General features: G+C 51.4%; 9 protein-coding genes. 2 read left to right on the forward strand and 7 right to left on the reverse strand.

The features are described from left to right. Positions 1 to 124: 124 nt before the first annotated feature. The 5 genes from yidD to D7M11_RS15770 all read right to left on the reverse strand — a co-directional run bounded on the left by yidD (position 125) and on the right by D7M11_RS15770 (position 4,298). On the reverse strand, positions 125 to 649 hold the full coding sequence (gene yidD, locus D7M11_RS38065; protein WP_205127060.1) for a membrane protein insertion efficiency factor YidD: 525 nt from the start codon (positions 647 to 649) through the stop codon (positions 125 to 127). Positions 650 to 702: 53 nt separating this feature from the next. Further along, entirely contained in the window at positions 703 to 921 is a 219-nt protein-coding gene (locus tag D7M11_RS15755) for a DUF4177 domain-containing protein (RefSeq protein ID WP_120748192.1), read from the reverse strand. Positions 922 to 1,180: 259 nt separating this feature from the next. Next, the gene (locus tag D7M11_RS15760; RefSeq protein WP_120748193.1) at positions 1,181 to 1,768 is read right to left on the reverse strand and encodes a P-loop nucleotide/nucleoside kinase family protein; all 588 of its coding nucleotides are present in this window, start codon (positions 1,766 to 1,768) and stop codon (positions 1,181 to 1,183) included. A gap of 96 nt (positions 1,769 to 1,864) precedes the next feature. Continuing rightward, positions 1,865 to 2,194 (reverse strand): hypothetical protein, encoded by a 330-nt coding sequence (locus D7M11_RS15765; RefSeq protein ID WP_120748194.1) that lies wholly within the window; start codon positions 2,192 to 2,194, stop codon positions 1,865 to 1,867. 1 nt (position 2,195) lies between these two features. Further along, positions 2,196 to 4,298, reverse strand: a complete 2,103-nt coding sequence (locus tag D7M11_RS15770; protein ID WP_120748195.1) for a PrsW family intramembrane metalloprotease — start codon at positions 4,296 to 4,298, stop codon at positions 2,196 to 2,198. 311 nt (positions 4,299 to 4,609) lie between these two features. Here D7M11_RS15770 and D7M11_RS15775 point away from each other — a divergent pair, with 311 nt between their 5' ends. Next, positions 4,610 to 7,693 carry an S-layer homology domain-containing protein gene (locus tag D7M11_RS15775; protein ID WP_120748196.1) on the forward strand — a complete coding sequence of 1,028 codons (3,084 nt, stop codon included), beginning with the start codon at positions 4,610 to 4,612 and terminating at the stop codon, positions 7,691 to 7,693. An 845-nt stretch (positions 7,694 to 8,538) separates the two neighbouring features. Here the strand turns inward: D7M11_RS15775 and D7M11_RS15785 are convergent. Together D7M11_RS15785 and D7M11_RS15790 are read right to left on the reverse strand one after the other, a co-directional pair. Then, positions 8,539 to 9,087: a hypothetical protein gene (locus tag D7M11_RS15785; protein WP_120748197.1), complete on the reverse strand. Its 549-nt coding sequence runs from the start codon at positions 9,085 to 9,087 to the stop codon at positions 8,539 to 8,541. A 204-nt stretch (positions 9,088 to 9,291) separates the two neighbouring features. Next, entirely contained in the window at positions 9,292 to 12,225 is a 2,934-nt protein-coding gene (locus tag D7M11_RS15790) for an S-layer homology domain-containing protein (protein ID WP_147433444.1), read from the reverse strand. A gap of 115 nt (positions 12,226 to 12,340) precedes the next feature. Here D7M11_RS15790 and D7M11_RS38260 point away from each other — a divergent pair, with 115 nt between their 5' ends. Beyond that, complete coding sequence (locus tag D7M11_RS38260; protein ID WP_240041132.1) at positions 12,341 to 12,499, forward strand: hypothetical protein; 159 nt, start codon at positions 12,341 to 12,343, stop codon at positions 12,497 to 12,499. Positions 12,500 to 12,549: the final 50 nt, after the last annotated feature.

Consider the following 12,549-nt stretch of genomic DNA (forward strand, 5'->3'; position numbering starts at 1 on the left):
CGAGGAACGTACGTTTTCATGGTCGGTTCATCGACCTGCTCGCTGCTGAATTGAGAAGAACCAAAGCTATCGACTCCCGTAATGGGAGCAGACCGCTTTGGTTCCGATTCCTGTAAGTATTCCATTAGGGCCAATCATGGCCGCCTCCATGAGAATTACAACGTTTCAGTCGCAGTACTCCCTTACGTATGCCCTTAAACGTACCGTATTGGGATATCGCCAGAATCATGTATTCGGAACAAGAAGGTTCGAATCTACAACGGTTCCGTATGTAGTCGGGTGCGAAATGCTGATACAGGCGCACGGTACAAAGGGTAATTCGTTTGAGACGTATAACGCAATAGCTTAACGTAAAAATCGCCGTAATCAACACGGCTACCCAATAAGCAGCCCCGAAGTATCTTGCCAGGTAAAACACACTTGCAGATACCAGCAGCATCACCAGGATATTGAGGGACAGCGATCCCCACCGAATTACAGGTCTAACAAGCGTCCGTTGGTAATTGACGCTTCTAGGATCACTCGCATCCGCCTCAGGGAAGAGAGATTGAACGAGCAGGTTCTTGTCAGGGATATCCCCGCAGAGGATCTCCGTTTCTATGAGTTCCGATGGCTGAATACGGTCATTATGCATCTGGTTATCCTTCATATATCATCTCTCACAGAGCTTGAACTAGATTCGTCTTGTCTATGGAAAAGCACTTACTCCTGGACAAAAATGAGCATGTAATAGTTTTGGGGGATCGCTTGCTGAAAACAGCCCGGCTTCTCCGTTACCGTAATCGTCTCCATGGAATGGTATTCCCAGCCTTGCTTAGCTTCTCTGTTAATGATATCGGCAAATAAATCAAAGGCCGCCTGAGAATCGCCTTTTCCGACGTGTACATTTTTAGGACCAGCCACTGCTTTATACTTTTTCATTGAAAATACCTCCTGTGGGCATCAGCTCTAACCGCTGTAATGCGATGTTCGTATATAGTTCGGTGGTCGGGGGAAAATCGACCTATTCGACTATACATTATTTTACATTGAACCGGCACTATTTCAAGCGAAATCGTAAAAATAATGTCGACTCAACAAGAAATACGTCATTGGGGGTTCCGTTCCATAACTGAGAGTAAATCAATAAAAGCCCCCGCCAATAATCAGCGAGAGCCATGAATTCAATATGCCTATCTTTTTACACACCATCCAGAAACCGTTCCAGCATCGCCAGCCGTTCCTCTGTAAGGGGCTCGGAGTTGTCCATGTACAGGATCGAGTCGGCCCCCAGCTGCCAACGAATCTCTCTTCGCACCAGGCTTGTCTTAAACTGCTCCCAATGCTCGAGCTTCCAGCGGTCCAGCTCCGAGCTGCGCGCCTCAAAACGCGCCCGGTACGTCTCCTCATCCCCCAGGTAGACGCAAATAACTTTAACGTCCACATCGGCATGCGACAAACGCGCCCTCGCCAATTCGTCCTCCAGCCATTGCGGCTGTTCCGTTTCCTTGGTAAAAGGACCGATGACAAGCGCATCCGTTCCAACGTTCACATTTTCCAAGGCGGCATCCATTGTAATCCGGTACCCCAGGTCCCGGCACAGCCGTTTGTATTCCGCCGAATCGCGGTCATTCGGGTCAAGTCCTTGCTGCGTCATCAAGGACACGGCCGCAGGACGCAGCAGCGTATCCATATCCAAAAACGCCAGCTTTCGTTTCCGTGCCAAAGCTTTAGCTATCGTCGTTTTCCCCGCTCCGGCTCCGCCCACGACAAAAATGAGTTGCGGCATCGCTTTGCTCCCCCCAATGAGACAAACTTCTTCCCCGTCCATCATACCTTACCGGGGGAAAATCGGGAACGGCCTGCGCCCCGTGCGACATGCCTCTCAGCCGATATAGACGACACGATGCCCGTACTCCAGAGCTCGGGGCAGCCCGGTTTCCAGAAGCTCAATCCGGCTTAGCATTTGTTCGCGCTGCTCGCTCGGCGCCTGCTGTTGTCCCCATTGCTTCAGGCGGCCAAGCTCCTCCAGCACATCGGGAAGATCGACCAGTTCGATGTCCACTCCGGTAGAAAACAAGGGAATCCATTGCAGCTTCAACTGCTCGGCAGCAGGCTGCCAGTATGAGGCGAAAAACGTTTCGGTCGCCACCGGCACATGAAACCGGCGCTCCTCTTCCGTCCGTGCACCGGGAATATAAGCAATAATCGACATGTTACGGCTTCCCTCCAAACAAAATGTTGAATGTATAATCCGGATATTCCTGCCGCAGCCGGTTCAGGCTATTCTCCGCCGCTGCGCGCAGCTCCGGGGTATCGCCATCCAGGCGGAAAGTAAACTCCCGGATCGATCGAATTTCATCCAGGGACGGCACTTCCTTCGAGCCGTTTGCCGTTGCCCGTGTGGCAGCTGCTTCCTTCAGATTTTCGATGCGGTTGCGCGTTTTTTCATACAGCTGCTTGTCGGTAAACTGCTGCGGCGTTTGGGTCGGCCGCCCCGTTCGCGGATTGACCCGGTCCAGCCCCTTCGCGGTTTTATCTTCATAAAAGATTTTGCGCTCCAAATCAATCTCGTCGAACTCGCCGACCGGTTTGCCGGCCTTATCCACAATTTCGACCTCCTGGTACGATTTCTTGGGCGGAACCGGCCCGTTCCCGTCATTCGGCTTGTTCGGTTCCGGCTCGGGACCTTCGCCGCGCGTATGCGGCGGCTTCGGCTGTGAACCGTGAGGTCGCGGCACATCCGGCTTCGGCATGCGGCGGAACAGCCTTTGGAATAGGCGGCCTGCATAAGCTCCAGCTTTACGCGCCATCCAGCCCACTGCCCTGCCGAACGGAATCCGGCTCAGCACCACACCGACCGCGACGGAGAGAGCGTTCGCCGGCGTCAGCAGCTTGCGCGGATCACGGATATATGCGGCAATCTCATGTCCGCTCCCCGCAATGCTGGCCAGCGTCATCGCAATCCCAAGAGCCGGCCAAAACCCGACAAACAGCATGGCAAGCGCAAGTGCGCCGAGAACCAGCCCGAGCTGCTCATACCAGGCCAATCGATCCCACCAATTTTGCAGCGAATCGAACATGCAGGAGAAGCACGAGCCCTCTACGGGAGGTGAAGCGGCAGGAAGCAGCGCTGCCCCGGCGACCAGCAGCAGCAGCAATAGCGCAGCACCGGTTACCGCACGAAGAATCTCGTTTACCCGGCTGTGAACCTCTTCCTCACGGCTTTTCGCCTCCTCATTCCCGTACAGAAACAGAAACCCGAGCTTCCGCCGTTCCCGGTAAAAATCCATCCAATACACGAAACGGCCCCGGTCCGTCAGCAAAGCGTCCGTTATCCGCCACCATTCGCTCAAAGGATTAAGAAAGCCTTCCTTCGGAATAGCCGGCAGTTTGCCACGAACGCGATTCAGTCCCCAATAATCGTACACAAGCGCAATAACCAGCAGCAACAAGAAAAACGGTTTCGTCCAGTAGCCGCTGCCGGTCCAGCCGTGAATCGTAAACACCCAATCCGGCAATCGCCCTTGCCCGTTCCAGGCCATATGGTTCAGAATCGCCCACAGCAGCAGCACAAGCGGGACTGCCCAGGCGGCATAGCGCACTTTGCGCAAACGCATCGCAAATCCGCAGCCGAGCGCGATAAGCGCCGTATGGACCGGATGGCCGACCATCAAGAGCGTCGGATTGTAGCTCTCCTCAAACTGTCCGGTGAACAAGCTCCAGATATCCCAATGAATGACCTTGCCGCCCAGTAGGGTCTGCCCATACATGGAACTGGATGTAATCCAGCGGCGAGTCATCTCCTCCATCAACTGGAAACCGGCGCCGGATGCGGCCCCGATCAGCGCATAATCGCTCAAACTAAGCGCAGAGCCGCGGCGCGAAAAGAGCAAAAACGCGCCAAGCGGCAGCAGCTTCCACAGCTCCTCCAAAATCGGCGTAAGCACGGCGACAGACCACGTGCTGTCCGGCGTGCCGCCAAAAACGGTATGAAAGGAATTGACAGTAAACGCGGTAAACGGAACAACCCCCACAATGCCCGCGAGGACAAACAAGGAATACGCTCTCCATGTAATCGTCTTGCTGCGGCATAACACCCAAAACTGGAGCAGCACGTAGGTCGACCACGCGTATTGGAGCAGCATCGTGCGCGACTCTTGGATTGCAAACAGGCTGTACAGCAGCATCAAAAACGAAAGCCAGGCAAAAACCGCATACAAATAGCCGATCCATCGGTATTTTTCCAACAAGGAACGAACGGATAGGTACAAGCTCTCTGTACCGTCCCGGATTGCGCTACGTAAGTGCCATATCATCTGCGAAACGGTTACCTCCTCTTATCTAGAAGCGTCTGCCATATCGCTGTTTTGGGTTTGTTTCGTTCCACCTCCTGGAGGCAGCGAGCTTCCATGTATTCTCATCAAATTGGTGTGTCTTACCATGATTATACAGGCAGCCGGCGGTACTTTTGACGTGCCAATACTCCTAATCGGAGAAGGAAAGAAGGAGCAGCAAGCGACGATTAACCGAAAAAAGCTTGGCTGTACGGGACTGCGAAACATTTTTGAAGCGTTTTCGAAACACTTCTTCTGATATATTCGAAAGCGATAGCGCATGAGCATTTTCTGTGAATTCATTTCTTCAAACCAATTTCATGGAGGTGTTTCTTATTTTCAGAAGAAGCAACAAGTATTTGATCTGGACATCGATTTTCCTGATGTTGTACGGCCTATTCGCTCCGTATCTGGCTATTGCTGCTGAGAGCAGTAACGATGGCGGGGCGCAGTCTGCCCAGTTCCAGGATATTCAGTCTCATTGGGCGAACAAAGAAATTATGGAGCTTTTCGCAGCGAACATCGTGGCCGGTTTTGAGGACGGATCGTTCCGGCCTGATGGTCAAGTAACACGGGAGCAGTTTCTGAAGATGCTCGTAGAGCTAATCAAACTTCCGCAAGATTCCAGGTATGTTCCGTTCGAAGACGTTGAAGAGGAGCGTTGGTCGGTACCCTACATCGCTGCGGGACTCATGAACGGAATCCTGCTTCTCACCGATTATCCAGACGGCTTTAAGCCGAATCAGCCCATTACGCGTTATGAAATGGCCGTTTGGATCGTAAGAGCGCTGCAGCTCCCGCCGCAAAAGGAAGAGAAATTACTTGGAAATGTGAACGATCAAGCGGATATCAAGATGAATCGCGATTTGATCGAAGCAGCGCTGATGACGGGAATCATTCAAGGGTATCCGGACGGTACGTTTAAAGGCGGCAATAATTCCACCCGAGCGGAAGCAGCCGTTATGGCCGTGCGCGCCCTTCATTATTCACCGGGGCAATTGCCGTCACCGGAGCCGGAAGCTATTCGCAAAATTGTCGAGTACAGACCCGAAGTGAAACAAAGCAAGAGTAAAAAATATTCGAAAAAAGATGACGATACATGGATCATTTATGATGCGGATTTGAAAATAGATGTCGGCGATGTGTTTATCTTGCCTCCGAATGAGGAATATTTTGGCGGCGTTGCGAAAAAAGCAGAATCCGTTAGTCATGAGAATGGCGCTCTTGTTGTGAAAACATCCGTTCCTAAAATCAGAGAAGTATTTTCCAAGCTTGACGTTCATACGATCGAGCCGATTAACCCAAAGATGCTCACCCCGGCTGATCCTTCGATCCAGATAACAACGAGCGACGTATCGATACAGGACGTATCCGTGAAGCTGCCATGCTTCAATATCGGTATGAATAATGCAAGCTACCAGGGAATCATTCTTGATGCTCGCATGAATTTCTGCAACGTGGGGGCTGTTGCCGATATTGGCCTGGATATTGATGTCGATTGGTTCGATGTGGACCTTGATTTTTATGCCAAACTGGTGCTTACCGGCGATATTAAAACAAATGTGACCGTGAAGGCAAGCAGAGCCATGAACGAGTCCAAATTTATCCCTTTGACAACGCCGTTTTATGTGCCTGTTTTTACCGGCGTATTTATTAAAGGGCAGCTTTATTTGAGAATCGATCCTGACTTTAAAGCCTCCTTGGAGATCAAATTCGAGGATAAATTCCATCTTGAACAAGGCTTCAGCTATTCGCTCAGCAATGGCTTCCGACCGATTAATAAGACAACGAACACAGCAACATTGGAAGTGAACTCCAATGTCAATGCGAGTCTTGCTGCCGGTCCGGATTTTCAGTTGACGCTGAGCTTACTCGATATTGCCTATGCGGGCGTTGATATTTATCCCGGAATCCGGGCTGGCTACTATCGGTATTACGAGCAGGGACGGTGCGATAATATCCGCGTTGACGCTTTTCTCAAGCTGGATGTGATCGCGGGCTATGATGTATGGGTAGCTAAAGGGAAAGTGAAGAAGACGCTGCTTGACTTGAATGCTCCGCTATATACGCACGAATTCCATTGTCCGCCACCGCCGCCGCCCGGCAACTTGAAAGCCGATTTGGACCGGGTGATGTTTGTAACGGGAAGGTTCGGTGAACAAATTATTGACCGAACCGATGTAAAACTGAGCTGGGGAAAGGTTGGCCCTGCAACGAGCTATAACGTGTACCGCGCGGAAAATCCGGCTGGCCCGTTTACGACATTGCGATCCAACGTTACAGCTAACACGTTTACGGATACATCAGCTAAAGTAGGCAATACGTACTACTATCGAGTCCGATCCGTCAATCAGCATGGCGAAAGCACAGCACCTCCTAATTTACAGGTCTATATCGCGAAGCTGCCGCCGCCGCCGCCAAAAAATTTGAAAGCAGCAAGGGATCGGTCAGGAGTCGTTCTGAACTGGGATCAAGTGGGCTTCACCGTCTATAACGTGAAACGATCTCACGCTACTTCCAAAGGCTTGGAAACGATAGCTACTAAAGTTACCGGCTCTACGTTCACCGATACGACGGCTTCTGCCCTCTCCTCCTACCTGTACGTCGTCACGGCAGAGGATCAAAATGGCGAAAGCGGACTTAGCAACTGGGCGTTCGTTGACAAAGGGTTGGACCTGATCGAGGTTATTCCGGTAAATCCGGATATTCTGCAGCGCGATCCTTTAATCCAGTTGGTCATCCCGCCTGCTCCCGACAATTTCATCGCCAAGCCGTCCAGCGGAGAGGTCGCCCTCAGTTGGAACCAAGTTGCCGATGCAACAAGCTACAATGTGAAGCGTTCGAATGCTGTGGATGGTCCTTACGAAACAATCGCTTCCAAAGTTAGCAATACGTCCTACACCGATACGACAGTGGAAAACGGCAAAACCTACTATTACAAGATCACAGCGATGAATAACCTCGGTTTTGAAAGCAAAGACTCGCTTGTTCAAGAGGCTAAGCCGGTGCCCGCTATTGATTTGAAAGACATCCGGGTTACGCCAATCAATCCTGGAATAGTAATACCAATAAACCCTGGCCTTTTACAGCTTTCGACTCCCGGGAATTTTACAGCCGAGACTGACGTGAGTAGCGGGAAAGTGACGCTCAGCTGGAAGGCGGTTGAACGCGCAACAGGCTATAACGTAATGCGCTCGGACACTGCGAACGGCCCCTTTCAGACGATAGGCGATAAGGTTAGCGGTACGACTTACACCGATACAACGGCCGCTATCGGCAAAGCGCACTACTACAAGGTCACAGCAGTAGATAGCAGCGGTACTGAAAGCCCTCCTACTTCTGTAAAATCGGCCACACCGAGCTATGGTATAAGGTAACGACGGATCTGAAGAAACGAGAATAACCCGCTCAGGTTGCGACGTTGCGACCTGCGGGTTATTTTCGTTTTTACCATGCACTCCAAATCACCTCCCTTGAAAGGCCGTAAAGAGGGTTTTGGAAAGTTTTACCGAATAGTTCAATATACCTACAAACATTCATTCTTCAGGAGGGAGTTCAAGAGTGCAACGTAATACTAGAACTACATTCAATCAGCCCAATAAGTCAACGCCCGCCCAAGCTAACAGGACTACAAGCGTTCAATCTAGGGCGGTTAGTTCCCAAGTAAACAGTACTCCTGTCAGCCAAGCAGGAAGGGTGGGGAATCAATCGAGCGGTACAAGCAATGTCAATCCCGTTGTTTGCCGCAAATGCAAGTCACCGCAGATTGTAGCCAACAAGAGAGGTTACAACTTCGCTAGTATGTTCAAAACACTAGGGTGGATGGCCTTACTTCCTATCCTATTATTATTAGTCGGTATGGTTGGAGCTTATCTTTATATAATGAATATGAAAATCGGAAGTGGTGGAAGTAGCATAGATAGTGTAGTGATGGATGGTCTGATAGCGGTTATTGGCGTCATTTGTTGGATTTCAATTAGTTTGTCCTTACCCGTTAGTATCCTCGTCGGGTTCGTTGGGAGAAGTGAAATTGTCAACGGTTGTATGAACTGTGGCTTTAAGTGGACACCTGCTAGGAGGAAGTAAATTTTGGTATTATCCCCTCACGGTAAATAGTGAAAAAAGACCTCATGGTATGATGGAGGTTAAGACACTGTCGAACCGGAGGGGATATTGCTTGAGTTGATTTCACGTCTATCCATCTGAAAGTGTCGACCAGCAATCAGGGAGCGAAGACTTCAGGATTATCGTCTCGCCAGGCGCCTATACAGCCAATTAAACAGACCGTGTAGCTTCTCATCACGCTATCGATCTCACTGTCCGCATATTCAATTACGATATTTATACCCGGCTTGCGCCATGCCAGAATTCGGCCGGAAAATCCTGGCCAGTCACATTCTTCATCCAGTTCAGGTTGACCATATGCCATTATCGACTCATCTGGTGTTGAGCTCATCGTGATTCCCTTGAGAAGGTATCCGGGAAACGGAGCTTTTATTCTATCATCCGACCCGGGTGCAAGAAAATGTATGGCTCCTATGATCCATTCATCTTGATTTGTATACTTGAGTCCAGTTATATCATTTATTTTTGATGGGCGATAAATATCGATGCGTATCGATGATTTCACAGACCAGATGATATCGTCGTTGAAATAGCTGTTCGGGGTTGGCATTCGCTTGACGCCGAATGATTGCAGCAAAGCTTGAACATTCCTGGGACTATACGGATGACCAAGCATTTCAATGAGCTGTTCAGATGGTAACTCCATTAAATAAATCCTCCTGCTATATTCATATCTTAGTCCAAGCATACCATATCTGAAGTTTACTTAAGCGGTTGTCCATCATGTGTTCCGAAATTTTTGTATAAGCCGGACTTCGATATGTTCTCACCATGCACCCTATTCTTATAGGAAAATAAGGCTATCCTGCACGCCGATAAGACGTGCGGGATAACCTCATGTTAGCGAATATCAGATCAGATCGGAAAGCTTAAGCAGGCGTTGCATGATGGTTGCCGCTTCGGCTCTCGTCAAAAAGTCTTGTGGTGCAAGCTTTCCGCCGCTTTTCCCCTGCATGACTCCTGCTTGAATACTATCCGCAATTCCGTCCAGCGCCCAATTGGAAACAGCTACCGCATCCGTATACGGAAGAAGCGCTTTGTCTGCCGATAGGCCGGGCAGCTTAGCTTTCAGTCCGGTGAGCGTCATCGCCCTAGACAGCATGATCATCGCTTGCTCACGAGTGATCGGATCAGCCGGGTGAAACGCTCCGTCTTCAAAGCCGGTAAGCAAGCGATAGGTATACGCTGTATACACGACATTGTTGAACCAAGCCGCCGGGGAAATATCTGAGAATGGAGCGGCCCCCCTCTCCAGGGGCAGTCCTAGCCCGCGAACGAGTATAGCAGCAAACTCCGCACGTGTAACCTTCCGATCCGGCTCAAACGCGTTGTCTCCCGTACCCATAACGATCATCCGCGCTCCCATGTCGTTAATGGCTTGTTCGGCCCAATGGCTCCCCACATCATTGAATTCCGCAGAATGAGATACGATGGCGAATATACCGCTTGTCAGGCTGCTGGCTTTCGCATAGTGCCGGTTCTCCTCCAGAATGACTTGGAGCGGTACATTACGGAGGTTACCATCCGATTCAACGACCACAGCCGTCGTCACTGCAGATGGGTTCACGTTGTCTGGAACCGCGATCCAATGTTCCATGAAGGTATCGAACTTCGAAACCTGGATTGCTGCATCGCCGTAGGTCGCCTGGATAATAAATTCAACCGGTGGCGCCAAAAGGGTGAACATGCCTTTGGATACGGCTTCATTGATCGTGTTAACCGCGGCTCGTGTGTGGATCTCTATTTTCAGTTTCAAGTCCTGCAAAGCGATGGATTCGCCAAACTGCCTGGCTAGAGCTTCGATGTTGATTTGCTGAGCTGGCAATACATACGTGGCTTGATCGGTTTTGAGAGTAATGACAGCTTGCTTTTTTGCCATGCTTTTGACCCATTGGCCGTCCATTTCAGCTATAACCCTATCAAAGCTTGAGTTCGCCTGATAGGTGATGATCGTGCCTTGTTCTTCCTCCGCAAGTCGATTCTCAAGCTTGGCCCGGTCGCCAATTATCCTCAGAATCGCATTATCGCGATCCACTGTTGTTCTCGCTCCAGCCTCGACCACTCGATGATTAAGGAGGATGTCGGCCATTGAAGCGATAGGCTTCTTGTTATTATCATCATCATTGCTACTGTTGTTCTCGCTATTATCGCTGCTGCCGTTGGTGCCACCGCCGTCTGAGGAAGTTGGGGTGACTGCGTTGGAAGCAGCGGAAGCCGGACTGCTTCCGACTTGATTGATCGCTTTTACGGTAAAGGTATAACTTACGCCATTAGTCAAGCCGGTGACTGTGATTGGACTGGAGGCTCCGTTTTGTACGATACCTCCTGATGATGCTGTCACTTCATATTGGGTGATGGCATAACCGCCGTTATCGGTTGGCGGCATAAAGGAAATAGTTGCCTGCCCGTTCCCGGCAATAGCTGTCACGTGTGTAGGTGCGCTAGGAGCGGCGGCAGGTGTGGCTATGGCTTCATTCGATGCCGCACTCAAACCTCCTGAATTGCCGGCTTTTACGATAAAATAATACGTCGTGCCGTTCGTTAGCCCGCTCATATTGTACGTCGCACCCGTTACTGTTGCAGATGCCGGTTCGGTAAACATGCCTTGAACGACGGATAGGTACACGCTGTAATAGGTTGCGCCTGTCACCGTGTCCCAGTTTAAAACGACCTGGCCGTCCGCTCTATCCGCGGTCAGATGCTGCGGAGTTGCAGGAGCCGGATTGGCAGCGGCTGTCACTGTCACCACGTAATTCTGCGTGGTGTTGTCCGCAGCAGTGACTGTATAGGTCACCGGGCTGGAGAAGTTCTGCGCCACGCCGCTATTCGGCGAGAGGCTCGCACCCGTAAACGCAATCGTCGGCGTCAGCGATGTGACGTCGGTGCCGTAGGGCACGTTAATGGCAATGGTATAGGTCGCCTCGTTCACCGTACCGACAACAGCTGGTGCAGCGAAGCTGAATGCTGTGATCGCCTTCGCTGGGTTCGATGCCACATTCACCGTTACGCTGTAACTCTTCGTGGAGTTATCCACTGCGGTCACCGTGTAGGTCACCGGATTGGTGAAGTCACGCGCCACTCCACTGTTCGGCGAGATGCTCGCGCCCGTATGCGTAATTGTTGGCGTCAACGAGGTGACGTTCGTGCCATGCGGTACGTTGACGGTGATCGTACCGCTTCCCTCGTCCACCGTACCGACAACAGCTGGTGTAGCGAAGCTGAACGCTGTGATCGCCTTCGCCGGGTTTGCTGCCGCATTTACCGTTACGGTGTAATCCTTTGTGGAGTTGTCCGCAGCGGTCACCGTATAGATCACCGGACTGGTGAAGTCACGCGCCACGCCGCTGCCTGGCGAGATGCTCGCGCCCGTAAACGCAATCGTCGGCTTCAGCGATGTGACGTCGGTGCCGTAAGGCACGTTAATGGCAATGGTATAGGTCGCCTCATTCACCGTGCCCGTAGCAGCCGGAGAAGCGAAGCTGAACGCCGTGATCGCCTTCGCCGGGTTTGCTGCCACATTTACCGTTACGATGTAATCCTTCGTGGAGTTGTCGGCAGCGGTTACCGTATACGTCACCGGATTGGTAAAGTCCCTCACCACTCCGCTTCCTGGCGAGACGCTAGCACCTGTATGCGTAATGGTCGGCGTCAGCGACGTGACATTCGTGCCATACGGTACGTTTACGGTGATCGTACCGCTTCCCTCGTCCACCATACCGACAACAGCCGGTGTAGCAAAGCTGAATGCTGTGATCGCCTTCGCCGGGTTCGCTGCTACATTCACGGTTACACTGTAACTCTTCGTAGAGTTATCCGCTGCGGTCACCGTGTAGGTCACCGGATTGGTGAAGTCCCTCGCCACTCCGCTTCCTGGCGAGACGCTAGCACCTGTATGCGTAATGGTCGGCGTCAACGAGGTGACATTCGTGCCATACGGTACGTTTACGGTGATCGTACCGCTTCCCTCGTCCACCATACCGACAACAGCCGGTGTAGCAAAGCTGAATGCTGTGATCGCCTTCGCCGGGTTCGCTGCTACATTCACGGTTACACTGTAACTCTTCGTAGAGTTATCCGCTGCGGTCACCGTGTAGGTCACCGGATTGGT

This window comes from Paenibacillus ginsengarvi (genome assembly GCF_003626695.1).
GTDB classification, from domain to species: domain Bacteria; phylum Bacillota; class Bacilli; order Paenibacillales; family NBRC-103111; genus Paenibacillus_AB; species Paenibacillus_AB ginsengarvi.

What these genes read in the sequence shown, in the direction of transcription:
- yidD (WP_205127060.1), bottom strand. Translation starts at nt 649, where the DNA reads ATGAAGGATAACCAGATGCATAATGACCGTATTCAGCCATCGGAACTC.
- D7M11_RS15755 (WP_120748192.1), bottom strand. Translation starts at nt 921, where the DNA reads ATGAAAAAGTATAAAGCAGTGGCTGGTCCTAAAAATGTACACGTCGGA.
- D7M11_RS15760 (WP_120748193.1), bottom strand. Translation starts at nt 1,768, where the DNA reads ATGCCGCAACTCATTTTTGTCGTGGGCGGAGCCGGAGCGGGGAAAACG.
- D7M11_RS15765 (WP_120748194.1), bottom strand. Translation starts at nt 2,194, where the DNA reads ATGTCGATTATTGCTTATATTCCCGGTGCACGGACGGAAGAGGAGCGC.
- D7M11_RS15770 (WP_120748195.1), bottom strand. Translation starts at nt 4,298, where the DNA reads ATGATATGGCACTTACGTAGCGCAATCCGGGACGGTACAGAGAGCTTG.
- D7M11_RS15785 (WP_120748197.1), bottom strand. Translation starts at nt 9,087, where the DNA reads ATGGAGTTACCATCTGAACAGCTCATTGAAATGCTTGGTCATCCGTAT.
- D7M11_RS38260 (WP_240041132.1), top strand. Translation starts at nt 12,341, where the DNA reads ATGGTCGGCGTCAACGAGGTGACATTCGTGCCATACGGTACGTTTACG.